The organism is Sinorhizobium numidicum, assembly GCF_029892045.1.
GTDB lineage: Bacteria > Pseudomonadota > Alphaproteobacteria > Rhizobiales > Rhizobiaceae > Sinorhizobium > Sinorhizobium numidicum.
Map to the genome: position 1 here is coordinate 662,081 of NZ_CP120367.1, position 23,268 is coordinate 685,348.

A 23,268-nucleotide genomic window follows, 5' to 3' on the forward strand; every position below is an offset into this window, starting at 1 on the left:
GGCCCTAACGAACAATACGCCAAGCACTTTATCGTCTTTGGTGTGAATTCAATCTGCGTGATAATCTCGAATTGAAGTACCATCGCTGCGCGTGTGTTTTTCTGTCAAACACTGCAGACGTTCTTGGTGGTTCGGCCGTTCTCGATGACTTCCATCGGCGGGATCGGTTCATGCCATCTCGTGCCCGAGTCGAGTTTGGATACTTCCCAAGGGAGCATGGACCAGTGACATAATTCATTCTTCCTGACGCGAAAGCGTCAAAGCCCGGATACGAACAACGGATGCGAACTTCATGCCTGAGAGGTAGTTCGGAATTCACCATCGTTGACATTTACCGGCGTTAGCCCAAAGATTTGGACATACTAAAATGACTTTTCACAGCGGGTGCCTCCAGACGGAGTTGCGCATGGTGAGCCCAAGCCGGAATACCTGGCCGACGCACTCCCCTTGGAACCGGAAGGGAATTATGGGCCTGGCGCGCGACCGGCTCCTGAGCACGGATCCTGAGCGGCTAATATGCATTGGGCGGCTGGTGACCGCGGTCTTCGCCATGTTGGCGATTTACCTTGATCCGACGAGACCCAATTCGCTTCTTCATGAATCGCGAGTGGTTCTGGGTTTGTATCTTTTCCTCTCGCTCGTGCTGGTTCTCCGCCCGTTGCGCAAGCCGCTCGACCACCCCGTGCACCTCATCACTCATGTAGTTGATGCTGGTGTGGTCGGCTGGCTAACCTTTCTAACCAACGAGCTGGCGAGTCCTTTCTTTACAGTTCTTCCGTTCGTAATCCTGGCGATGACGATGCGCTGGGGCTTGAAGGGGGCAACGCTCGGAGCACTTATCGCCCTCTTTGTCCAGTTGATCGTGGGGCTCCCCGATTTGTTGGATGGGGAATCCGAATTGGACATCTTCATCATGCGGTCGACGTATTTCGTGCTTGCTGCGGTAACACTCGGCTATTTCGGTGCCTATCGCGAACGCAGTCGCCAGCGTCTGACCCAGCTCGCGGGCTTTCCTTTTGATGCCATAAGCGGCAGTCGCGTCGCATGGTTGGACCTATTGTTTAAGCACGCATCGAGGGTCCTCGGCGATTCCCGCTTGATCGTCGTGTGGCGGGATCAGGAGGAAGACGCGGGTTGCGTCGCGCACTGGATGGATGGCGAGCTACAGTTAATCGACATCCGAAACACAGACTTCTGGGCTCGGCATGATCTGCAGCCATCACATCGTCGCGGCGATCACAATTTCATCAGGAAAAGCGAAGAGCAACTCGCCGCGCTGATGGCCGACTTGCCCGAGATTACGGTGAGCGCGGATCAGCCCGTGCGGCATCTTTCCTCAGCGGCTTTTTCCAGTGTTGGGTATCGTGGACGTGTCTTCGTTATCAATTCGGCATTCCGTCCTGATGAAGGGGATGCCTTGACAGAGATCATTGCAACGCGCTTCGGCTCCGAACTTGAGCGGCATTCACTCATTCAACAGACCACCGAGGCGGCACGGTCGGAAGAACGAATGCGGTTGGCGCGCGACCTGCATGACGGCGTCCTGCAAAACCTCACCGCCGCACGATTGAAACTCAAGCTGCTCAGCGGAACCGTCAAGGACGATGCCAAGCTCCAAATCAGTGAAGTAGGATTGCTGATTTTAGAGCAACAGCAGCGCGTCCGGCAATTTGTTGAGGACAATCGGACTAGTGACGAGCCAGCTCATACTCGACTGGACCAGTCTCTGTCGGACTTTCTGGAACTCCTGAGAGAGCAGTGGAACTGCCGAATCGAGATCTCATTCAGCCCACCCGATTTGGCCGTTCCAACACGAGTGGTGCATGAAATCATGCAGCTCATATCCGAGGCGGTGGCCAACGCAGTGCGCCACGGTCGGGCCACCGGGCTAAGCATATCTGTCATAGACAATGGCAACGGGCTGGAAATGAAACTCATCGATAACGGAGCGGGCATTGCACCGAACGCGAAGCTTCAAACACCGTTATCGCTTTCAGCTCGGGTCGCAAAGCTCGGCGGCGACCTGGCAATCTGCCGAACCACTCCCGGATTTGGGATCCACATCAAACTACCGATAATGCCGGAGAGCCGCTGATGCATTCAGTTGTTCTCGCCGACGACCATCCGTTACTCCTTCGCGGGCTTCAAGACATCTTGAGTACAGCGGCGGATTTCAACGTCGTGGGTGTGGCAGTGAGCGGAGCAGACGCAGTCTCGCTCATTAGGGACCTTCAGCCGGACATCGCCGTGCTCGACGTAGCGATGCCGAGAATGGGAGGCCTCGACGTTCTGCGCGCATTGCAAAGCCAGCGGTTGCGGCTGAAGTCCATTTTTCTAACGGCAACAATGAGCGGCCCGCAAATTGCCGAGGCCATGGCTTTGGGGGTATGCGGAATCCTACTGAAAGAATATGCCCCGGAAGCCCTGCTCGATTGTATGCGCCAGGTCGGAAAAGGAGAGAAGTGGCTACCGGATGATTTGGTGGCGAAGGCGACCGCTATGCCGCAAGTCGCTATCTTTAAAAAATTCGGATTGCTGACCGCACGCGAGAGGGAGATCGCGGCACTGATATGCGGAGGGCTTTCGAACCGAACGATTGCCGAGAGACTCGGTGCATCCGAGGGAACGATCGGAATTCATCTCCATAACATCTACCGAAAGCTGGAGATCACCAATCGCGCGACGCTGGCGGCCCTTCATGTACAGTATATGGCCGGCCACAATGGTTGACGGCGACCAATTATTGCGCGGCCGCTTCAACACCACGTTGCGCGTTGGCTTGGGCCTCATCGCAGGAGCAGCTTTCGTCGTTCTCGTCCTGCGGGACGTGAATCTGGCGGAAGTCAGCGATTTGCTGCAACGCGCCACTCTTGCACCCCTATTTCTTGCCGTCCTGGCGTTCGTGGCGGATTTCCTGCTTCGGGCCGTCCGGTTCTGGATCATGCTTGGGCAGACAACCGGTCGCAGCTTGCCATTGGGGCCGACCATTGGCCCCTTTATCGCCAGTTTTGGCATGAGCGACGTGCTGCCATTGCGCCTTGGTGACGGTTTTCGGGTACTGTGGTTCAGCCGCCGCTTTGGAATCTCCGCTGGCACTGTGCTCGGAACGATGATCGTTGAGCGAATTCTCGATCTCGTGACGATCGTCATCCTCGGCGCCGGGGCTCTAATGCTGGCGGAAGTGTCAGCCCCGGCGGCGCTCATGCGGAATTTTCAGCTCGTTCTTGTTGTCGCCCTAGCTGGAGGACTGGGAATGCTGTTTGTGCCAGCCCTTCTCAGCCGATTGTTTGAAAGACTGTTCCGCGGAGTCGAGCTTTCAATAGCTTCAAGCCTGCTCTCGGCTTTGAAAGCCACTTCCGCAGCCGTGCTTCAGGTCGGGTCGTGGCGCCGGATCGCTGTGCTCACGGTGATTTCGCTGGCATTGTGGATTCTAGAAAGCCTCGTTCTTATCGGAGCGTGGCTGAGCCTGGGCGGCTCCCCCGACCACCTGCTCCAACCGTTCGTGGCATTCGCCTTCAGCACACTTGGAACTCTGGTGCCGAGTCTTCCCGGCCACTTCGGCGCTTTCGAGTTTTTCGGAGTTCAGGCCTTCGCGCTTGTTGGCGTCGATGCACAAATGGCTGTGGCGGTCGTCCTGCTGGCTCATGTGATCCTTTGGGCTCCGACCGCCATTTTTGGTATCAGCTGGCTGCTCTTCGGCGCTTATGAGAGGGTTCAGCGCCCGACCTAAGAACACGCATCAAGACAGCCGTTTCAAAAGCTTCAGTGCTCCCTGGCGGAGCGGCGAGCGGTGCGGCGACGTTGGAGCAACACTGGTAATGCGGTTCGCACGGTACCAATCATATGTCTCGTGCAACATCTCCGCGTTTGAATATCTGGGCCGCCATCCCATCCTCAGTAGAGGCGCAACATCGAAATGGCAGTCCCTGTGATAGGTAAGATAATGCCAGGGAACGAGCGGAGATAGGCGCGCGCAGTAAAGCAGTCGAAGCGTGTTGATCGCGAGGAACTCAGGCAGAAGGCGCACTTTCGAGGCACTATTCGCATGGACGATCAGGCGCTCGAGGTCTTCCCGAAGGGTTTGGAAGCGATCCGTACCGACGTTATAGGTGCCCGGCCGACCTGTATCCAGCGCCAGCACATAGAAGTCTATGAGATCCTCGGCGTGTACGAACTGAACGCGATTGTCGCCAGTTCCGATGACATAAACATTTCTGCCTTCTCGAATCCATTCAAACAGCACCTGAAAGATACCTAGGCGGCCAGGGCCGAGCGCTACACGCGGACGTATTGTCGTCAGCGGAATACCGCTGCGTCCGCAGATTTCCTTCATCAGCAGTTCACCGGCCAGTTTTGATCGACCGTAGGCCTCCACCGGCCGCAGCGGCGTCGACGCGTCGATCGCTCCCGCGGGAGGGATGCCATATACTGCGGTCGTGCTGAGGTGGAATATCGCCTTCACATCAGACTTCTCCGCCTCCTCGGCAACGATGCGCGTTCCGTCGAGGTTCACGTCCCAATGACGACGACCAGCACCTGTCTGCGCGACGAGCGCAGCACAGTGATGAACGATGTCAACATGCCGCATAGCGGCAGCAACACCCTCGCGGTTGAGGATACTACACTCGATAAACTCGATATCCGTAGGCCGTGCCGGGTCTGACCAGACGTCAAGGAGGCGCACGGAGTCTCCGCGTTCGCGCAGGCGGCGGGCGAGAAGGTGGCCGATGAAGCCGGAACCACCGGTGATCAGATGCCTCATTTTTATCCCTGTACCGGAAATAAATAACGCTCAGTGGAAGCCATTTTCGATAGCTCTGGTCGCATTGCGGTGCGCAATCGCCATCACCGTGCCCTGGGGATTCACCGCCGTCGGGCCGCAAAGCAGGGACGCGTCGGAAATATAGAGTCCATCTGCCCCATGCACGCGTCCGAAGGAGTCGGTCGCGCACAAAGCTTCGTTCTCGCCCATCGGGCACGACGAAAAGATATGAACCGACGTCAGATTGCCGGACCCCCTTGGCAAGGTCTCTGGGAGCTTGCGAACATCAGCCATGGAGCGAAGGACCGGATAGCCCGGTGCTGTGGGATAGATTGCAGTGGCGCCGGCGGCGAGAAGCACCTCCGCAAGCCGCTTCATCCCGTCAGCGTATTCCCGCAGCTGATAATCACTGTGCCAGACGCGCACAAAGGGATCGCGAAAAGGAGCAGCATTGCGTACCAACGCGCAGCCGCCAGTCGTCTGAACGTAGTATATGCCCATGCGGCGCCACCGATGCTCAACCAAAGCAAAAGAGTCGGCGCGGGTGGCCATGGCCAAGGCGAGCATGGGACGGTTACTTATGGAACATCCCATACCGAAATGAGGCTCGAACTCCTTGACCTGGTGGACGGGATCGAAATCGCCGGGAACATTGATGTCGTCGTCGAATTCTGCGACGACTTTCAACATCGGGTGGAAACGCAGGGAATTGCCTATGTTCTTGCGCAGCCCACTTCTCCGCAGGAGGGCGGGCGTCTGAACCGCTCCGCAGGCTAAGAAAACCTTGTCGGCGAAAATCTCGATAGCCTGGGAACTGGCCTCCGGCGACGCATGCTTCGCTTCCATCCGCCACTTACCACCAGTTCGTGAAAGCCGCCTCACGGAGGTGTCAGCGATCAGCCGTCCTCCTGCTTCGAGAAATCGCGGGACGAAAGTCTCGGACATGGACTGCTTGCTGCCTCCACCAGCGTAACGGTAGAGACGCGGAGCCTCGACAACACGCCAGCCAAGATTGCTCGCCCCCTCATACAAACGCATTGACAGAAGCGATGCCTCGCCCGGAAGATACTCGACGCGAGCGATTTCCTCGCACGCGGTGAAATGGGGCACCAGAATGTCAAGCGATAGATCCCGCACATTGAACTCGGTGCGCCATTGGTCAAGAACGTACGCAGGTGTACGGTGATAGAGCCCGCGGTTTATCTCGCTACCACCGCCGACGCAGCGACCCTCGACATAAGCAATGTGTGGAGAGCCAACGGCAATACTCACGCCGGCATTCCGGTATTTGTGCAGGATCTCGTCACTCGAAAAATGTGCCGGCCATTGGAGCGGTAAATTTTTTCCTTCTTCGACGAGCAGCACGGACTTACCCGCCTCGGCGCAAAGCATCGCGGTGACGGCGCCTCCGGGGCCGGACCCTATCACCACCACCTCGGCTGCCATTTGCCGGGTGACGCCCTCAGTTCTGTTTCGTGTGTGCGCCAACTAGAACGTCCTGTTTGCAGAGTTCTGAATAGAAAGCGAAGATGGTGAATGGCCGATAGAAGGCGATTAGTGTCCGCCGAAAGGCAAGCCGCGAATGCTCCCAACGATCCACCTGATCGATACGACGCGCCAGATCGAGGGCATGAAACGGTTTTCCAGTTGCCGCCAAGGGCCAGGCGTCAAAAATCAGTGTCAGAATACGGAAAGGGATACCAAGGTGGTCTGGCATTTTCGTTAGAATTGTCTGGAGGAAGGCTGCAATCGCCTCAAGATTTTCCTGCTCGTCCGAGTCCGGCCGTTCAAGGCTGACCAGCGTATCCGCAAGTGCCTCGACGCATTTTTCGACACTTGGAAATAAGTGGATCGACGCCAACCTCATGGTGTTAATCCCGCGGCGGCGATCCGCCGTCGCTGAAGTATCGGCTCGAACAGCGGATCCCGATAGGACCGAAATGTGGTGCATCGCAGATCTCGACGGCCGCAGCGGATGATCGCATCCATGCCAACGCTGTCTGCAACCGCCCAATCACGATCGAAGCGGTCGCCTATCATCAGCGCTCTGTCGGCTGGGACGCCGGTCGTGCAGAGTATCTTGATAAGCCCGGTTGGGTCCGGCTTCAGCCTTTGCAGGTCATCGTCAGTCGCGCTGACGACCAAATCCGCCTTTAACCCCAAGGCATCAAGCTTCTCACGGGCAGGATAGTCGGAAAGGACGGCGATGATCCGCCCCGATTGCCGCAGTCCGTCGAAGAGTTCCTCGACGCCTTGGTAACGGCAGGCGGCAAGGAAGGTGAGCGGTCGTCGATCGATCCATTCGCGGACTACCTTTTCGACATCCCCCCTTGAACAGCGGCAGAGTGCCGCCGTGTCTGTGAACTGGCGTTCGATGAAGTCATCCGGAGACGTGCGCGCCAAAATCTCCCTGCAGTGGCGAAATTGCTGTAACACCCTCACCGTGTCGAAAGTACGCGAACGCACCGCTTCAGAGAGCAAGCTGAGGGCAATGCGAATTCTAAGGCGCGCTTGGTCATAGAGCGTTCCATCAAGATCAAAAACCACGAGATCGCGGCTATCCCATATCGTTCGGGCGAAAAGTTTCATTTCAATCTATCAACCGGAGTAAAGTCCTCTTTCGAAAGATCGTAGAAAGAGGGTATGTCGACGAATGAAGTGACGAGCAAAGCGAAAACCGCAAGGCAGAGCGCAGCGACCAGACGGCGCGACCGAAACAACCTCTCCGGTCGTTGAGCGATCGAGTTCCTCAACAATGACAGCCAGAGATAAGATGAAAACAGCACAGCGATAAACGGCATCGCCACGATGTATTCCAACCGATATTTGACCAGGAAGGCTGCAATGAAGAATGCCGAGACCATGGCGTAAAGAAAGCACGAAACGGTCAAGCTCTCGGCGGTGTAAAAGCGAAAAGACCGGCGGTAACGCTGAAGCAGATCACGATCCGAGGCGGAGCAGATGTCTCTGTACTCGGACAACCTCTTGGCTCCCATAAGAAACGCCCCTGCGGTCCAATACGCCAGGAGAAGACTGCTGGGCGGCAGGGTCGCTGCGTCGATCATCGTCCAACCGAGTGTCAGTCGGATTGGATTATTTATCGATTCGGAGATGACATCGATATAGGGCAGGTCTTTTGATCGGATCGGTCGGACGTTGTAAACAAGGCCAGAGACCAGAAACAGGGCTGAGGTCAAGAAGAACAACGTCCCGACCTGTAACGCGAGCAACAGACCGACTGCGGCAAAGGTCACATATTCCATGTAGACAAGGGATGGCGAAAGCCCCCGCTGAACAGCCGCGCGGGCCTGCTTCAGCGGATGATATGCGTCGAACTCGCGATCAAGCCATTCATTGATGACGTAGTTCGCCGACGCAATGGCAATTGCGCTCAAAAACCCGACGATCATCGATGCTACGGCATTGTCCAGTGAGGGCTCGCGCAGGGCATAGGCGAGAATAATGCCCGGTATGATGAAGACATGCTTCGTGGCGTGGTCAAGCCTGGCGAGCGCAAGATAATGTCTGAACGACGCCCTATTTGGGTTCACAATGGGGGCGATCGGTAATGCACCGCTTTCCATGTGTTCCCCTTCCAGCTCTTTTGGATGTTCAGACACAGGATCAACCCGGGCTCGATGTCGGCAGTATGCGGTAGACGCGGCCGTCAGGCGCCGTTGCTACGGTAGCGAGAGAAAGAAGCTGCTTTAGTTCGGCTTCCGACGCGCGATAGAAGCGCCATGTGATCCTGTCGAACATGACGAGGTATGCGGGTTGCCCGGTAGACGCGCGCAGCAGGTCGCCTATCTGTTTCTCGAATGGATTTGACGGGTCTTCGTTGCCGGTCCGCAGTTTGAAGTGCTCTGGAATGTACCGGGCAGGGCGTCTCAGCACGTAGGCAATTGCATCCGGGCCATTGCTGTAGATCAAGGCATTTGCGGGAAGATCGTTCACTGCCGCCATCGTCGGAGAGTTGGTCCATTCGAGGCTGGCATAGCCAATTCCGGAGCGATAGGCGTCGGCGGATCTCACGACTGTGCGCACGGTATGGCTGCACAATACGACAACCGCCAGAACCACGAGGCCATGATGCGCGGTTTTAAGAAGACCTCCGGAGTCCCTGAACTCGGCCAGAGTAATCGTGATCGCAATGACTGTCATGACGTAGGCTGGGAAGGCATATCTCCCGTTCAAGGATAGATTCGCCTCGATCGACGTCGCCAGGACCATGAATCCCATGTAAAAGAGGAAAAACAGGCCAAGGATTATCGGAAGAAAACCGTAGGCGACGTTCATCGTGCGGGCGCTATGGAGCGTTCGATATGCATGGACAAGAATTAGGCCCGTCGAAGCGATGGCGAAGGCACATAGGGCGAGCACACGAACGGCGAAAGGGAAATCGTCCGGTAGCAACCATGCCGCCAGGGCTCCCAGGCTGCTCAGCCATTCACTGGTTCCCATATTACCGTAGAACCAGAGCTCCCGGCCGATGGAATGGCCTTTCTGAAGATGACTGATGACCGACCAAGTCAGAAAGATGCTTGCACTCACAATTCCATAAATGGCGGCATCCGTAATTCTCCGCGCCACGCCGTGCCGTGGGTTGAGAAGAATGGACGCTACAATCGCCGCACCCATCGGGGGCGCTGTAAATCGCGTGAGAGCAGCAGATCCCAAGGCGACTGCACTCGCAATCAGCCACACCCGTCTGGCGTTACGGAAATAGCGCAGTACGCACAGCAATACGAGCAGAAGCAAAAACAGGAACAGCGGTTCCGACATGGCGAGGGAATGCTGTGTGACGAACTGAGGCGCGAGGATAATAACGGTAGTGCCGAAGACAGCATAATGTTGCTTGCGAGTAGCGCTAGTCAACAGATGCCAGATCAGCAGCGTGTTTGCGCAGGCGACGGACAAGCCAAAGGCCTTTGCCGCCTTCGCCATCTCAAAGCCAAGCGATGCTGGAAACTGCAGCAGCCACGCGTAGAGCGGCGCGTCGTAAGGCTGTTCCGTGATCCCCATATATCGGGCAGTGTCGGGGTAAATACCAATTCCGTGCCTTGTATTGAATAAGAAGAGGGCGACGGACAACAGAGACGCCAAAGTCGCAAAGATCAAGTATTGGCGATCAAAACCTACTCGATTCGATCGTCCATCGGAATTTACAGAAGCATCATAGTACATGATTCGATCCGCATGACCCGATAATACATAAAATAATTACGTCATGTCGCGGAAGACCCGTGCGATATTCTGCGTCACAAAACGAAGCGTCGCGTCCGCTATTCCGCTTGACAATGTGTCATCCAGCGCGGCGATGAGTTTATCGATATGGTGCTGCTGCGCGACAAAAGGCGGCATGAAGTGCAGTATGTCGCGCGCGCCGGGCTGGAAGTGCACAAGTATATTGTGCCGCTCAAATAGTTGCCGGGTGACTGCACCAATTAACACGGTCTGATAGGTCTGAAACAAAGGGTTCTTTGAAATGTCAACGAGTTTCGATACCAGCTCCTGGTGAAAATTGAGGCGGATCGCTTGAAACAGCCCGCGTCCGCGTACATCGAGGATCTGCTTCGGATACTTTGATTTCAGCTCGTGGAGGCGCTTCGAGAGGTATTGACCATTTTTTTCGGCGTTCTCGATCAATCCTTCGTCTTGAATGATGTTGAGCGTCTCGATTGCCACGGCGCAGCTTTCGCCGAGGCCGCTGAAGCTAGAACTATGAAGGTTGCAGTCCTGTTTGTTGCCGTAGGCCCGATCGAACAAGGCTTGCGACGTGACCATCACCGCGACTTCGCGTTTGCCACCGCCCAAAGTCTTGGCGAGCGTGACGATATCGGGGGTGGCATCCTCGTATTGAAAGGCACAGAACCTGCCGCTGCGTCCCATTCCGACCTTCACTTCGTCGAAAATGGAGAGAATATCGTTCTTCCTGCAGAGCTCTGCGAATTGGCTGAGGTATCCCGCTGGCGGGAGTTCGCACGTCGTGCCATGGATAGTCTCGACGATGGCGGCAATGATCGAGTTTCGGCCGCTGCTGTCGGTTTCCGCATTGATTGCCTGCCGCATCGTTTCGATATCACCGTAGGAAACGTAGACTACGTTTTCCTTCGGCACCCCCAGCAAGAAGCCGGACTGGACATCCGTGGCCGTGGTCAGGGACAATGGCCCGTGCGTCTTGCCGTGAAATGCGCCCCGCATACATAGGAACTTGTTCTTGCCTTTCGGTGTCTGCACGCGCTCGCTGAGTTTCATCGCCGCCTCGTTCGCTTCCGCTCCGGAGACTGCGAGAAATGAGACCGTCAGCGGCGGTGGCAGGAACAGCGACAGATTGTAGGCAAGCGCGCCCTGCAGTTTGTGCGGAGCGATCTTGATACAGTCGATGACCTTGCGCTCATGACACTTTCGCTCGGCTTCTATGATGCGTGGGTGGTTATGGCCAAGCCCCACCACCCCAAGCCCAGCGGAAAAATCCAACAGAGTGCGGCCATCACTCAGCCAGATCTCGAGCCCTTGGGCTCCCTTGATATCCATGTCCTTCAGACCGAGGATATCGAATATTTGAAGCATGTATTTGTTGAGGTGTTGCGAATACAGCCTGTTGGCAGCTGTATTTTCCAGATCTAGACTCTGATCAAGTGATAGCAATGGGAGACCAGTGCCGATATTTTCAGAGGTTTCAACGCCCGCGACTGTGAACACCTAACGCACTCCGAGGGTGAAAATCCGGCTATTTTAATACCATCTCGAGAAGCCTCCCGGAATCTAGCGTTTTATATATACGGTGCGGGAACCCTGTAGCCTGTGCAGCTCATCGTGCAGGACGCAGCCTTATCGAACGGATGTCGCGGGTCTATATGCAAGACTATGAGGGCATCACGGGAAAGCATTCGGTCACGATTCATCCAAGGAGTGGCGATTGCCATCGGGTGAGGTCGTGCCGCTTCCTCGCCAAGAGCCGGCGGCATAGACTTGACACCCGTTCTAACATCGAAGTGGTGTTATTTTCCCTTAAATTAGTGGAGGGCCCGTCATCTCTGACGTACACAAGTGCGCATTGTACGATCCACTCACCCGCAAGTAGTGCTTCGACGTCAAGGCGGCCACTAGAGTCTCGACGCGCAAGGCCGACAAATCGATACCGACGGCCCTCAACGTCGACCACAGCCTCTCGAATTGCTTGGCCGGCAATACAACCAATGACCGCGCCGTCAAACTGAACATTGTCCAAGATAAAATATTCAAAAGGGTATGCTTCGGCTTACCATGAGTTAGGCTCCAAACTGCGGGCAATCGGATTTGCCGCCACCACCGCCTGTATCAGCCCGTTCAACGCCTATCATACTTCAACGCTATGCCGCAGGGCCAGTTCCTCGCAATTGGACTGTTTTCGGCAACTGCGTCACGCTGCCGTCGCGAGCATCGAGCGTCTTGCCCTTTGAGCTCTCAATCCAATCTGAGAACAGGTGCGGCGTCCCATACCAATCTGCTGGGTGATTCAATGATCTGACGTTTTGGAGTTTTTCCCGCAAACATTTGGGTAACCCATCCAGGATGCGCAAAGCCCTTCTAGTCGAGGCCGCTCCTCATGCCACCGGTGCAAACCTCAGAGACCGACCATGGTGTCGCTCTAGAACATTCTTTCTCTCGGGCAATATCTATCGTCGCCTGCCACCAAGCGCCGATTGTTGCTATTTCTTCCGCTGTGGCCGCGGGCAGGAGATCGTGTTTTAGAACGGCCAATGTGGATGCCCTGAGAACGGTGACCGCACCAGGCGCTACTCCGACTTCCATTGCAGCATGTTTTTATAGTTTCCTTATAACCGCTCTCGATCTTACGAATAGAAATTTGATGCCGGCGCGAGCGAGGATCGCCACATAGCTTTCGAAATTGGGCAGCGCTTGCGAGCGCTCGCTCTCGAGGTCCCGGCATATGAGCGAACGGCAGGACGATGGCCTTAGAAGAGTGGCGGCCTTCTTGAGAACCGCAGAAACCGCGTTGCCTAGCCTGCCATGACAGCCGATCGTCTTCGCTTTGTCCTTTTCCTGAACGGCGTATTTATTCTGGCCGTGGCACTCGCGATGCTGCTTCCGGCGATTGTCGATGTCTCGTTCGACAATCCGCAGGAGGCAGCGAATTTTGTCACCTGTTCGGCAGTCGCAGGCGGGTTCGGAGTGTTATTGATGGCGGCGTTTCGCCAAGGCGAGGTCAATCTCACCGACCGCAGGACCGGCTTTCTTATTACCGTCAGCGCATGGCTATCGGTCTCTATCGTTGGCGCCGTTCCGCTCTATGCATCCTCCTTGGGCCTCAGTTGGACGGACGCGGTCTTCGAGGCGGCGTCGGCCTTGACCACAACCGGCTCGACCATTCTCGTCGGGCTGGATCAAATGCCCGAAGGGCTGCTGATCTGGCGTTCGCTGCTACAATGGCTGGGCGGGATAGGCATAATCGTCATGGCGCTAAGCGTGCTTCCGGGGCTTCGCGTCGGCGGAATGCAGCTTTTCCGATCCGAGTCCTCTGACGTTTCCGAGAAGCCTTTTCCCAAAGTACGTCAAATCGCTCGAAATATCCTGATCGTTTATTCTACACTCACCTTGGCGTGCGCCGTGTCGCTCGCTATTGCCGGAATGCCTACTTTTGATGCCGTCAATCATGCGATGACGACAATCGCGACAGGTGGTCTCTCCACAAAGGATGCCTCAATCGGCTACTACAACTCGGTGCCGATCGAGGTGGTGACGCAAGTCTTCATGATCTCCGGCGCGCTGCCGCTGGCCTTTTATGCCGTCTTCCTGTTGACCCGCGGTAAGCGCCGCCTCGTCGAAGGACAGATCAGGCCTTTTCTGCTTATCCTGGCGGCCGCGATTCTGACGTGCACGGTTTGGAATATTTCCCAGGGCACGGCCCCGCCAACGGCGCTGCGCCTGTCCGCCTTCAACGTCACGTCGATCATGACGGACACGGGTTTTGCAACCGCAGACTTCTCGACCTGGGGCAGTTTTGCGGTCGGACTGTTTTTCATGCTTTACCTCGTCGGAGGGTGCGCAGGGTCCACGGCCGGGGCAATCAAGATTTTCCGCTGGCAGCTTCTGTTTGCGGGGGTCGGCAGGGTTTTGCAACTCATGCTCTACCCGAACGCCATTGTGCCGGTGCGGTTTCAGGGCAAATCCGTCGACGACGCAGTCATAAGCAATGTGCGAAACTTCTTCTTTCTCTACATCATCACCTTGTTGCTCTTGTCTCTCATGGTGATGGCGACAGGGCTCGATTTTCTCTCGGCCATCTCTTCCGTGGCACAAGGCATGGCCAATGCCGGCCCCGGCTTGGGTCCGATCGTCGGCCCGGCGACAAATTTCTCGTCGATCCCGGACGCAGCCAAATGGCTGATCGTGCTCGCGATGATCCTCGGCAGGCTCGAGCTTGTAAATTTCTTCATTGTTTTGCAGCCATGGTTCTGGCGGCGCTGACGTCACTATCCGCCGAAGCGCTGTTCCTTCGTGCGCTGGCCCTTTCTCCGTCTTGCCTTCTCCCTTCTCTCAGTTCGAGCCACCCATGGCAGCGAGGTTCTGCTGCGGTCTGCGCCATGGTCAACAATCGAGCCATATTGCTAGCGCGCCGGAGAAACTAAGCTATTCCCACCCCTACGCGAGAATGAGGAAAACGGCACGGAGCTTCGCCCAAGGCCTGTAACGCCTGCTTTCCCGTCAAGTTTCCCAACATATCTAGTCCCGCCATTACTAAGGACTATATAGACTGCATGGCGTGTGCTGCGTGCGCCTGGGCTTCCCCAAACTTACGGAGAACATTTGGCAACCTTGTTTGGAGCAGGGCACCCATGTCCCAGCACCAGTTTCATGAACATGCGGCAAAAGGACGTGTCGATTCCACCGTCCGCCAGTTTCTCGACAATGAAGCATCCGGCGGACTTGTTCTCATGGCAGTCGCCCTGCTGGCATTGATAGCGGCCAATTCGCCCGTTGCGAGCAGCTACTTCGCCTTGCTGCAGATTTACGTGGGACCTTTGAGCATTCAGCATTGGATCAACGACGCCTTGATGGCTGTCTTTTTCCTGCTTGTGGGTCTGGAGATCAAACGAGAAATGCTGGATGGGCAATTGTCGAGCTGGAGCAGTCGAATTCTGCCGGGAGCGGCTGCGGCTGGCGGTATGCTGGTGCCCGCTCTGATCTATGTTGCCTTTAATCACAGCAACCCGGCGGCGCTTCAGGGTTGGGCGATCCCCACAGCTACAGATATCGCGTTTGCTCTGGGTGTGTTGTCACTGCTCGGGCCACGCGTGCCAGTGTCCCTGAAAGTTTTTCTCACTGCTCTGGCAATCATTGATGACCTTGGCGCGGTCATTGTCATCGCCTTGTTCTATACAGCCGATCTGAACTTGTTGGCGCTTGGAGGGGCTGCCTTCGTTTTCGCCAGTCTGGTCGCCTTCAATAGGCTCGGCGGAATGCGTCTTTGGCCGTATCTGATTTTCGGGGTGATCCTCTGGGCTCTTGTGCTGAAGTCAGGTGTCCATACCACGCTGGCTGGCGTCATCCTTTCCCTTGCCATCCCCATCCGCCTCACTCCGGGGAACCCGGAGGCGTCCCCCAATGCCTCACTCCTGCACAAACTGGAGCACGTGCTTCAAAAGCCGGTCGCCTTTTTGATCGTGCCGATCTTTGGATTTGCCAATGCAGGTGTCCCGCTTGCTGGCGTCACGCCATCGGCGCTAATCGAACCGCTTATGCTTGGTGTGGGAAGTGGCCTTATCATCGGCAAACTCATTGGTGTCTTCGGAGCAGTTGCTCTGATAGTCAAGCTGGGTTTTGCCGATCTGCCGTCTGATGTCGGGTGGGATCAACTGTTAGGTGTGTCGTTGCTCTGCGGCATAGGCTTCACGATGAGTCTGTTCATTGGCGTTCTTGCCTTTGATGATCCGGCCATGCAGGATCACGCGAAGATCGGCGTCTTGGCTGGTTCCATGATCGCCGGCCTAGCAGGATACCTCGTGCTGCGGGGAACTGGCAGAAGGAAGCTTGGGCACCCGAGTTAAACGGGCGGCGCTCCATGCTGCGAGACAACACTACGGAGCGTCGGCGGGTGAGCGTCAGGGGCATTGCTTCTCGCGCAGGCTCATCTCGAACATGCGTAGCCGTTTCCGCCCTCACGGCAGCATGGGCTGTGGGTGTCGCGCGAAATGCTGCGCAAGTGAATGGTCGTCGCCGGCCTGACAGAACTAGGGCTCCCTACGGTATAATCCTATTTGGCCAATCAGGGGCGTAATGCGCGTTGTGCGTGTCTATCTTCGGGTCCGTAAGCAAGGGCAGGGCCTCGATCGACAAGAGTCGATCATCACTCAAGCAAGGAAGCCGGCTACTACACGCTGGCGTTCTACCGCGAAAAGGCATCCGGCGCTCGAGCCGATCGACCCAAGCTGCTGCGCCTGATCGCGGACCTTCAGCCCGGGGAGGTCGTGATTGGCGCGAAGATCGATCGCATAAGTCGCCTGCCTTTTACCCGAACGCGAAGGGATGGGAGCCCGGGCGGCTCGCCCGTTGCCAGGCGGGATCACGTAGATAGCATTTGCAAGCGGAGATCCCGCCGTTATAGCTCGGGAACCGTCAACGGCTGACCAGCGTTGACACTCAAAGTCGTGATGGGGTTCAGCGTTGACCGTCTTTGGGCCGATAATCTCTGGACTTACATTTCGGCACCCAAGTCTCCAAGGGGAGAAGATCATGGCCTTTCGAGACATTGTTGTGTATTTGGATGGGGGTGTGGACACCGCCGGCCGCGTCCGTACTGCGGTCGATCTCGCCACAAAATACCAGGCGAGGCTCATCGGCGTCGACATCAGCACGAATATGGCAGCAGAGAACCACGATGCTGCACCCGCCATTGAACAGGAGTTCCTGACAAAACTGCGGGGAATGGATATCGATTTCGAGTATCGATTGGCCTCGCCGGATGCGCGGACAGCGCAGCAGCTGTTTTCTCATTGCGCCGATCTCCTGATCGCCACACAAACGAGCGCCGACGACCGGCATCTCTCCAATTCGGCTGTTCCAGAGGACGTTCTTCTGAATGCCGGTGTCCCAATGCTGGTGCTTCCCTCCGGTTGGACAGGTGAAAACTCAATCGGGAACAACGTTGTTGTCGCTTGGAATTTTAGTCGCGAGGCAACCCGCGCTGTTCACGACGCCATGCCAGTCCTGGAATTGGCGCACAAGGTCTTCCTCTTCATCTTCGCTTCCAACTACAGTGATCAAAACAAGGACGTTCAGGACATCAAAGCACACCTTGAACATCACGGCGTCACGGTCGCTTTGGCGGGCTGGCGCGACCATGGCGAAACGGACATGATCAGTGCTTTGTTTGCAGGCCTTGACCGCGAAGATGCGGACCTCATCGTGTGCGGCGCCTACAGCCACTCGCCCCGTTCCGAAGCTGTCTTCGGTGGAGCTACCAAGGATCTGCTGAGTAACGTTGCGATGCCGGTGCTGATGTCCCACTGATCAGCGGCTGATCGGCGGAGATGCAACGCTGACGTCATTTGTCAGCAAATACTGAAACCGGAGCACGGCGCGGTGGCGATCGCTGCGATCACGAGCTGTACCAACACATCCGACCCGCGGCTTGTCATCACGGCGGTGACGATCCGAAGGACAAACGGCAACAGCTTCAACGTCGAAACCACGGCGGCGATAGAGACGAATGTCGAAATCAGAAGCCTGAAGGTATCCTGCCTCTCATCCTCAACAGGCTACTGAATTCTCCCGAAGAGCGGAAGCGCAGAGAAACGGACGTCGCGTAATGGTCATGAAGAGCGATGACCCGTCCGCGTCTACCGCGAGAAGGCGTCTGGTGCTCTGCCACGATCTCCGCTTCATACGAACCGACAACTGTATTGTTTACACATCGAAGAAATAGGGATATTCGTTATCCGTAATGGCTGTCGATCAGCATCGACCCCGGAATTAATAGATGATCCTGAAAAGCCAAGTGGAATGGGCACTGCATTGCTGCGCCATTCTCGCCGGCCTGCCCGAGGGCCGCTATCTGTCGACCAAAGCGCTTGCCGAGTTTCACGGTCTTCCCAAGGAATACCTGTCCAAGGCGCTGCAGAGCCTGTCCCAGGCGGGCCTTGTCCACACGACGCTTGGCCCGTCGGGCGGCTACCGCCTGGCTAGGACACCAGCCGAGCTGACCTTCCTCGATATCGTTGAGGCGGTAGAAGGCAGGGCACGCACTTTTGTCTGCAACAATATCCGCGCCAACAATCCCTGTCGCCCGCAAGGCTATTGCGAGAGTAGTCCTTGCGCCGTGGCGCGCATAATGTGGGAAGCCGACGAAGCCTGGCGCGAAAAGCTGCGCAGCGTCAGGCTGTCGGATCTCGCGGAGACCTTGTCGAAGGAGATTCCGGCGGAGCTTTGGAAAAGCAGCTTCGAATGGGTTTTAGAACGTGCCGGATAAACGTGAACGCGGCTCCTCGCTGGGAGCAGGGATGGCATAGAGATAACTCTGGGGCGGCATTGCGAGAGAAAGGCCACTCTCCTTGCAATGGCGATGGACCAGATCGATCACTTCATTTCTCGCCGGCGTGCGGTTGGCCGGACCAGCCACGCGAAACTGGAGCTCTGCCTCGATTGCCACGGCGTCGATGGCTTTGAGGGCGACGACCGGCGGTGGTTCCTTGACGATCTGCTCGCAGCCTCGCAGCGCAGCTCGCATGACGTCCTCAACGAAGTGCGGCATGTGCGTTGCCGCGATACGTACGGTCAAGGTGATCTGATGCGTCTCGTCAGGACGACTGAGGTTGGTCAGTCCAACCTTGGCCAGTGCGCTGTTTGGCAGGACAACGACATTGTGTGCGGCCGTGAGCAGATAGGTGGAGCGCCAGTTGTTTTCGACGACACGTCCTTCGGTGCCGTCGCTGAGCTGAATCCAGTCGCCGATGACGAAGGGCCGCCCGAGCGTCAGCGCGATACCCGAAAACACGTCGCCGAGCGTATTTTGCAGCGCAAGGCCGAAGATGATCGCGACCACGCCCGAGGTGGCGACGAGCGTACCGATGGGAGCATCGAAGACGAAGCCCATGATCGACAGCGCCACGCCGAGATATACGACGGCAACGATGAGATCCTGGAGCAGACGCGCTTCCCGCGGCCTCCGCTCCAGAACGATGTAGATGCGCACAAATCCAATGGCAGCCCATGCGAGGTGCGTCCACCAGAGAACCCTTGCAGACGTGGCAAGAAATGCAACGATGCCTTTCAGATGCGTTTCATCAACCCGGTGCGGCAGGATTCCACTAAAGCCGAGGACAGCCGTCATGCCGGTAAAGAACAGGATCTGGACGATCAATCGGGCAGTCGGCCGATCACGACCCTGTAGATGCCATACGACAATGCCTGCAACCCCGAGAAGGTTGATCAGCACGAGCGGCAGCGAAAGATGATCATCGGACATGGCAAGGCTCACCCGCAATGATGTGCGCATTCAGCGGCAGGGCCGGATGCGACGGACGGCATCCCGCCCCTCTCTGGCCTACTTCTCGATCGGGAAGGTCAGACCCTTCTGATTGGTATCGACCACGAAGACCGCCAGCAGTTTAGCAGGTTTTGTGTTGCTGTCGTTTTCGCTGACGCCATGACGGTCGCCGGGCATCTCAGAAAAACTCTCTCCTGCATGATAAACCTTCACCGGGCCTTCATTGACCTGGCTGCGGATGGAGCCTTCCAGAACCGTTGCATAGATGAAGGCGGATTCTGGATGGGTATGGGCCTCGGAAAATCCACCCGGGCCATATTCGACCAGAACGCCCTTGATGCTCTTGCCCGGAACGTTCGGCAGTTCGTGCTCATAGACGAGCGTGACCTTGGAAGCCTCGCCGGCGGCAGTGTCGGCGTTGGCTGTGCCGAACAATACTGACGTGACCGCGAGGGCGGAGACGATTGACTTGATCATTTCGGGAATCCTTTCATGGCTGGGCGGTGCGCCGCAGGCTGCGGTGCACCGGTGCTTGGTCATTTCCGTGCAGCGCTTGCGAACCACTGCTCGAAAGTGATCCGGCCAAGGCGGGGATTGTTGTCGGAGACGAGCGAGCCATCCTCCAGCCGGGCACCGAAATAGCGTGCCTCCGGATCGGGTTCGACCTTGCGGTCGTCGCCGATGGCTTTGAGGTAGCGACCGACGAGATCGCTGAGCCGGGAGCGTTCCGGGCCGGCAATCTCGATCGTGCTGTTGAGCGGCCGAGCAAGTGCAACGTCGGCCATGATGTCGGCGACGTCATCGGAGGCTATCGGCTGTACATAGGCGGGCGACAGACGCACCGTGTTGCCGGCAGTTCCGGATTGCGCGATACCGCCGAGGAACTCCATGAACTGCGTCGAGTGAACGATCGTGTAGGGAATGCCGGAGGCCTTGATCAGCCTTTCCTGAGCAAGCTTGGCACGGAAGTAACCACTTTCCTGCAGGCGTTCGGTGCCGACGACCGAGAGCGCTATATGGTGTTTGACGCCAGCAACCTTTTCCGCCGCAAGCAGATTGCGGCCCGAGGTCTCGAAGAATTCCAACACTGCCTTGTCCTCGAAAGACGGTGAGTTGGCGAGGTCGATTACGACCTCAGCGCCGCCGAGCGCTTCGGTCAATCCTTCGCCGGTGATGGTATTGACGCCGGTGTTTGGAGAGGCGGCGATCACCTCATGACCCTGCTTGCGCAGGCGGTCGACTGTCTTGGAACCGATGAGACCGGTTCCGCCAATGATGACAATCTTCATGACACTTCTCCGTTCACGGCAGCTTGCGCTGCGCTGTTTTATGGGCAAGCGAAGGTGTGAGGACCTAGTTCAGGCCGGCCTTGTCGAGGCCATAAAGCTTGTCAGCGGAACCCGGCACGGTCTTGAAGGCGATGCTGACGCGGTTCCAGGCATTGATGACCATGATCGAAAATGTCAGGTCGGAAATTTCCTTCTCCGAAAGCTGGCCACGGACGCGTTCGTAGAGTTCGTCGGGAATGCCGCCTTCGGGCAGCTTTGTTACCGCTTCGGTCCACGCAAGTGCAGCGCGTTCGCGTGGGATGAAGAGGTTCGACTCCCGCCAGATGGCGACGTGGTAGAGACGCAACTCGCTCTCACCGTGAATCTTGGCTTCCTTCACATGCATATCGAGGCAAAAGCCGCAGCCGTTTATCTGCGATGCCCGGATCTGAACGAGATCGTGGATCTTCTGTTCGATGACGCTGTCTTTCACGGTCATGCTGAGGTCTGAGAGCTTCTTGAAGAGCTCGGGCGATTGCTGGGCGTAGTTCAGGCGCTGTGTCATTCTTTTCTCCTCAATATTTGATATCATTATGGACAAATGATATCCGTAATATCGGGGCAGTAAAGCCCTTCCTGCCTAAGCTGCCGACATAAGGCTTATGCCAAAAAGTATTGGGAGTGACGATGGACATCGTATCTGCACTGCGAACCTTCCTGAGGGTGGCTGAGACCGGTTCGTTTTCCGCAGCGGCGGCCGACCTCAACTTGACCCAGCCGGCCGTGTCCCGGCAGGTGTCGGCACTGGAAGCGCATCTGAACACGCGGCTTCTGCATCGCACGACAACCGCACTGGCATTGACGGCCGAAGGCGAGCGGATCATTCCGATGGCGCTCAGGGTCGTCGAAGCGGTTGACGCTCTCGGCGAGACCACCTGTGCCGAGGGAGCAATGGCTTCGGGGAAAGTACGGCTCACGCTGCCCGCGCCGCTCGGGCTTTACATGAGCGACCGCCTCACGGGGCTGCTCGAACGCCATCCGGGGCTTCATGTCGAATTGATCTTCCGCGAAGAACCGTCAGATGTGGTCGGAGAAGGAATTGATCTCGAGGTGCGGCTTGGGCCGGTTGCAGACAGCAGCCTGATATGTCGTCGGATCGGCTGGACGACTGCCTTTCTCGTCGCGGCGCCATCCTACCTGGAAGGGCGAATTGCACCGGAAACGCCGAACGATCTCAGTGGCCATGAATGCATCTGTTACCGCCGTGCTGGCAACGGTCGGTCGTGGTCATTTTCCAACGGGGCGGACGAGGTTGCCGTACGGATTGCGCCTCGCCTGATCGCCGACAATGCAGTGGCCGTCCATCGCGCGGCGCTGGCCGGGAGCGGTCTTGCGGTGCTCTCCCATATCCTCGCTTGCCCCGACATTGAGGCGGGCAGACTGGTGAACGTGATGCCGGATTTTCCGCCGACCCGCCTGCCGATCAGCGTCGTCTATGCATCCCGGCGGAATATGCCGCTGCGCGTCAGAACGGTCCTCGACTTCCTCGCCGACGCAGTCAGCGAGGATCCTTTGATGGTATCCACCTCCGTTCCTTGACTAGGCTGTGGCTACCGAGAAGCCCTGCGTCGGCCAAAATCCGCCGAAGAACGCTATCGGCGCGACAGGCCTAGCTCATGGCTTCGTGCTCGCGCCCTGGTTCCGCATCGCCGCCTCTCCGGCGTCCGACACCTCGACCCACTTTTTGTCGGGCGCTGCCTCTGCGACGTAGCTGTCGTGCCAGTTCCACCACTTGTAGGTCGGGGTCTGAGGATAGCCCTCGGGCGAGTCCTCCCAGACCTCCTGCCGCCCCAGCGGCGTGATGTCGAGGTAGTTCCAGGTGCTCCCCATCTGCTCGTCGCCGCGATTGTTGATGAAGTAGGTGCGGAACACGCGGTCGCCGTCGCGGTAGAACACATTCGTGCCGTGCCACTCGTCCACCCCGAAGTCGGCGTCAAAACTGTCCGTGATGGTGAACCACGGCATCTCCCAGCCCATCCGCGCCTTCAGCCGCGCGATATCCGCCTGAGGCGCACGCGAGACGAAGACGAGGGTGGTGTCTCGAGCGTTCAGATGGGCGAGGTGGGCGACCTGATCGGCCACCATGGAGCAGCCTCGGCAGGCGTGGTCGGGCCAACCGAACACCCCCGGCTCGAAGAAGGCGCGGTAGACGATCAGCTGACGCCGGCCGTCGAACAGGCCGAGCAGGCTCACTTTGCCCGCCGGCCCTTCGAACATGTAGTCCTTCGTCACAGCCATCCACGGCATTCGCCGGCGCTCGGCGGCCAGGGCGTCACGAGCGCGAGTTTGGGCCTTTTCCTTCACGAGCAGCTGCTTGCGGGCCGCCTCCCACTCTTCAGCTGGCACGATCGGTGGGGTGTGCATGGCAGGCTGTCCGCCTTTCCGTCCGTTCTCAACTGATGTGGTCATGGCTTTTGAAACCTCCTCATTTGGGCGAATTCCTGCGCCTCGAGGCTGAAGCGCGGTCCCTTCGCTGCTCATCGCTTGTTGTTGGTCGTGAGACAGTTTTGGCACCGGAAATCGAACGGTGGGAGTAACAAGTGTGACGGTATTCCGATGGAGTCGCTGATTGCAGGCGCGGCGCGTGCTCTCGTAACGGGGCTGGATCAATCGGTGGCCGATCGAACTCGATCCCGTTTTCCCCCGCATAAGCGTCCGGGTAGTGACCGCCGGCAGCGATCAGGCAGCAG

Annotated in this window: 22 protein-coding genes; 10 read left to right on the top strand and 12 right to left on the bottom strand. The window is 57.3% G+C overall.

Features of this window, described 5'->3' with window-relative positions; translation table 11 throughout:
* Nucleotides 1–466 precede the first annotated feature (466 nt).
* From PYH37_RS03230 to PYH37_RS03240, 3 genes are read left to right on the top strand one after another with little or no spacing between them, the layout of a single operon-like run.
* Nucleotides 467–2,095, top strand: coding sequence for a sensor histidine kinase (locus tag PYH37_RS03230; RefSeq protein ID WP_280731994.1), 1,629 nt, complete (start codon nt 467–469; stop codon nt 2,093–2,095).
* Nucleotides 2,095–2,730, top strand: coding sequence for a response regulator (locus PYH37_RS03235; RefSeq protein WP_280731995.1), 636 nt, complete (start codon nt 2,095–2,097; stop codon nt 2,728–2,730). Before PYH37_RS03230 ends, PYH37_RS03235 begins: the two co-directional genes overlap by 1 nt.
* Nucleotides 2,723–3,730 (top strand): lysylphosphatidylglycerol synthase transmembrane domain-containing protein, encoded by a 1,008-nt coding sequence (locus PYH37_RS03240; RefSeq protein WP_280731996.1) that lies wholly within the window; start codon nt 2,723–2,725, stop codon nt 3,728–3,730. Before PYH37_RS03235 ends, PYH37_RS03240 begins: the two co-directional genes overlap by 8 nt.
* Before the next feature lie 9 nt (nt 3,731–3,739).
* On the opposite strand, the gene PYH37_RS03245 is transcribed toward PYH37_RS03240, so the two are convergent.
* The 7 genes from PYH37_RS03245 to PYH37_RS03275 are packed head-to-tail and all read right to left on the bottom strand — an operon-like array spanning nt 3,740 to nt 11,464.
* Nucleotides 3,740–4,762 (bottom strand): NAD-dependent epimerase/dehydratase family protein, encoded by a 1,023-nt coding sequence (locus PYH37_RS03245; protein WP_280731997.1) that lies wholly within the window; start codon nt 4,760–4,762, stop codon nt 3,740–3,742.
* Between the two features lie 30 nt (nt 4,763–4,792).
* Nucleotides 4,793–6,208, bottom strand: a complete 1,416-nt coding sequence (locus PYH37_RS03250; protein ID WP_280731998.1) for a GMC family oxidoreductase N-terminal domain-containing protein — start codon at nt 6,206–6,208, stop codon at nt 4,793–4,795.
* A 16-nt stretch (nt 6,209–6,224) separates the two neighbouring features.
* Complete coding sequence (locus PYH37_RS03255; protein ID WP_280731999.1) at nt 6,225–6,629, bottom strand: hypothetical protein; 405 nt, start codon at nt 6,627–6,629, stop codon at nt 6,225–6,227.
* Entirely contained in the window at nt 6,626–7,351 is a 726-nt protein-coding gene (locus PYH37_RS03260) for an HAD family hydrolase (RefSeq protein ID WP_280732000.1), read from the bottom strand. The genes PYH37_RS03255 and PYH37_RS03260 overlap by 4 nt, the downstream gene beginning before the upstream one ends.
* On the bottom strand, nt 7,348–8,346 hold the full coding sequence (locus PYH37_RS03265) for a UbiA family prenyltransferase (RefSeq protein ID WP_280732001.1): 999 nt from the start codon (nt 8,344–8,346) through the stop codon (nt 7,348–7,350). Before PYH37_RS03265 ends, PYH37_RS03260 begins: the two co-directional genes overlap by 4 nt.
* A 40-nt stretch (nt 8,347–8,386) precedes the next feature.
* Nucleotides 8,387–9,946: a glycosyltransferase family 39 protein gene (locus PYH37_RS03270; RefSeq protein ID WP_280732002.1), complete on the bottom strand. Its 1,560-nt coding sequence runs from the start codon at nt 9,944–9,946 to the stop codon at nt 8,387–8,389.
* 36 nt (nt 9,947–9,982) lie between these two features.
* Nucleotides 9,983–11,464 carry an aspartate aminotransferase family protein gene (locus PYH37_RS03275; RefSeq protein WP_280732003.1) on the bottom strand — a complete coding sequence of 494 codons (1,482 nt, stop codon included), beginning with the start codon at nt 11,462–11,464 and terminating at the stop codon, nt 9,983–9,985.
* A 1,311-nt stretch (nt 11,465–12,775) separates the two neighbouring features.
* Here PYH37_RS03275 and PYH37_RS03280 point away from each other — a divergent pair.
* From PYH37_RS03280 to PYH37_RS03305, 6 genes are all read left to right on the top strand, one after another.
* Nucleotides 12,776–14,233, top strand: a complete 1,458-nt coding sequence (locus PYH37_RS03280; protein ID WP_280732004.1) for a TrkH family potassium uptake protein — start codon at nt 12,776–12,778, stop codon at nt 14,231–14,233.
* 368 nt (nt 14,234–14,601) lie between these two features.
* Nucleotides 14,602–15,813 carry a Na+/H+ antiporter NhaA gene (gene nhaA / locus PYH37_RS03285; RefSeq protein ID WP_280732005.1) on the top strand — a complete coding sequence of 404 codons (1,212 nt, stop codon included), beginning with the start codon at nt 14,602–14,604 and terminating at the stop codon, nt 15,811–15,813.
* Between the two features lie 330 nt (nt 15,814–16,143).
* Nucleotides 16,144–16,392 carry a recombinase family protein gene (locus PYH37_RS32380; RefSeq protein WP_425336088.1) on the top strand — a complete coding sequence of 83 codons (249 nt, stop codon included), beginning with the start codon at nt 16,144–16,146 and terminating at the stop codon, nt 16,390–16,392.
* 106 nt (nt 16,393–16,498) lie between these two features.
* A complete protein-coding gene (locus PYH37_RS03295; RefSeq protein WP_280732006.1) occupies nt 16,499–17,275 on the top strand; it encodes a universal stress protein in 777 nt (258 codons plus the stop codon).
* 72 nt (nt 17,276–17,347) lie between these two features.
* Nucleotides 17,348–17,530: a hypothetical protein gene (locus PYH37_RS03300; protein ID WP_425336074.1), complete on the top strand. Its 183-nt coding sequence runs from the start codon at nt 17,348–17,350 to the stop codon at nt 17,528–17,530.
* Between the two features lie 214 nt (nt 17,531–17,744).
* Nucleotides 17,745–18,233, top strand: a complete 489-nt coding sequence (locus tag PYH37_RS03305; protein ID WP_280732007.1) for an RrF2 family transcriptional regulator — start codon at nt 17,745–17,747, stop codon at nt 18,231–18,233.
* Here PYH37_RS03305 and PYH37_RS03310 read toward each other — a convergent pair.
* From PYH37_RS03310 to PYH37_RS03325, 4 genes are all read right to left on the bottom strand, one after another.
* Nucleotides 18,216–19,229 (bottom strand): mechanosensitive ion channel family protein, encoded by a 1,014-nt coding sequence (locus tag PYH37_RS03310; protein WP_280732008.1) that lies wholly within the window; start codon nt 19,227–19,229, stop codon nt 18,216–18,218. The two genes, PYH37_RS03305 and PYH37_RS03310, sit on opposite strands and share 18 nt — an antisense overlap.
* A gap of 78 nt (nt 19,230–19,307) precedes the next feature.
* Nucleotides 19,308–19,727 carry a cupin domain-containing protein gene (locus PYH37_RS03315; RefSeq protein WP_280732512.1) on the bottom strand — a complete coding sequence of 140 codons (420 nt, stop codon included), beginning with the start codon at nt 19,725–19,727 and terminating at the stop codon, nt 19,308–19,310.
* Between the two features lie 59 nt (nt 19,728–19,786).
* On the bottom strand, nt 19,787–20,539 hold the full coding sequence (locus PYH37_RS03320; protein WP_280732009.1) for an SDR family oxidoreductase: 753 nt from the start codon (nt 20,537–20,539) through the stop codon (nt 19,787–19,789).
* A gap of 64 nt (nt 20,540–20,603) precedes the next feature.
* A complete protein-coding gene (locus PYH37_RS03325) occupies nt 20,604–21,083 on the bottom strand; it encodes a carboxymuconolactone decarboxylase family protein (protein WP_280732010.1) in 480 nt (159 codons plus the stop codon).
* A gap of 122 nt (nt 21,084–21,205) precedes the next feature.
* Here PYH37_RS03325 and PYH37_RS03330 point away from each other — a divergent pair, with 122 nt between their 5' ends.
* Entirely contained in the window at nt 21,206–22,117 is a 912-nt protein-coding gene (locus PYH37_RS03330) for a LysR family transcriptional regulator (RefSeq protein WP_280732011.1), read from the top strand.
* Nucleotides 22,118–22,192: 75 nt separating this feature from the next.
* Here PYH37_RS03330 and PYH37_RS03335 read toward each other — a convergent pair whose 3' ends face one another.
* Entirely contained in the window at nt 22,193–22,987 is a 795-nt protein-coding gene (locus PYH37_RS03335) for a DUF899 domain-containing protein (protein WP_280732012.1), read from the bottom strand.
* Nucleotides 22,988–23,268 lie beyond the last annotated feature (281 nt).

Coding starts and splice junctions, on each gene's coding strand:
- PYH37_RS03330 (WP_280732011.1), top strand. CDS start 21,206: ATGGACATCGTATCTGCACTGCGAACCTTCCTGAGGGTGGCTGAGACC.
- PYH37_RS03270 (WP_280732002.1), bottom strand. CDS start 9,946: ATGTACTATGATGCTTCTGTAAATTCCGATGGACGATCGAATCGAGTA.
- PYH37_RS03260 (WP_280732000.1), bottom strand. CDS start 7,351: ATGAAACTTTTCGCCCGAACGATATGGGATAGCCGCGATCTCGTGGTT.
- PYH37_RS03315 (WP_280732512.1), bottom strand. CDS start 19,727: ATGATCAAGTCAATCGTCTCCGCCCTCGCGGTCACGTCAGTATTGTTC.
- PYH37_RS03325 (WP_280732010.1), bottom strand. CDS start 21,083: ATGACACAGCGCCTGAACTACGCCCAGCAATCGCCCGAGCTCTTCAAG.
- PYH37_RS03235 (WP_280731995.1), top strand. CDS start 2,095: ATGCATTCAGTTGTTCTCGCCGACGACCATCCGTTACTCCTTCGCGGG.
- PYH37_RS03240 (WP_280731996.1), top strand. CDS start 2,723: ATGGTTGACGGCGACCAATTATTGCGCGGCCGCTTCAACACCACGTTG.
- PYH37_RS03265 (WP_280732001.1), bottom strand. CDS start 8,346: ATGGAAAGCGGTGCATTACCGATCGCCCCCATTGTGAACCCAAATAGG.
- PYH37_RS03250 (WP_280731998.1), bottom strand. CDS start 6,208: ATGGCAGCCGAGGTGGTGGTGATAGGGTCCGGCCCCGGAGGCGCCGTC.
- PYH37_RS03310 (WP_280732008.1), bottom strand. CDS start 19,229: ATGTCCGATGATCATCTTTCGCTGCCGCTCGTGCTGATCAACCTTCTC.
- PYH37_RS03255 (WP_280731999.1), bottom strand. CDS start 6,629: ATGAGGTTGGCGTCGATCCACTTATTTCCAAGTGTCGAAAAATGCGTC.
- PYH37_RS03245 (WP_280731997.1), bottom strand. CDS start 4,762: ATGAGGCATCTGATCACCGGTGGTTCCGGCTTCATCGGCCACCTTCTC.
- PYH37_RS03295 (WP_280732006.1), top strand. CDS start 16,499: ATGGCCTTTCGAGACATTGTTGTGTATTTGGATGGGGGTGTGGACACC.
- PYH37_RS03335 (WP_280732012.1), bottom strand. CDS start 22,987: ATGACCACATCAGTTGAGAACGGACGGAAAGGCGGACAGCCTGCCATG.
- nhaA (WP_280732005.1), top strand. CDS start 14,602: ATGTCCCAGCACCAGTTTCATGAACATGCGGCAAAAGGACGTGTCGAT.
- PYH37_RS03280 (WP_280732004.1), top strand. CDS start 12,776: ATGACAGCCGATCGTCTTCGCTTTGTCCTTTTCCTGAACGGCGTATTT.
- PYH37_RS03230 (WP_280731994.1), top strand. CDS start 467: ATGGGCCTGGCGCGCGACCGGCTCCTGAGCACGGATCCTGAGCGGCTA.
- PYH37_RS03320 (WP_280732009.1), bottom strand. CDS start 20,539: ATGAAGATTGTCATCATTGGCGGAACCGGTCTCATCGGTTCCAAGACA.
- PYH37_RS03305 (WP_280732007.1), top strand. CDS start 17,745: ATGATCCTGAAAAGCCAAGTGGAATGGGCACTGCATTGCTGCGCCATT.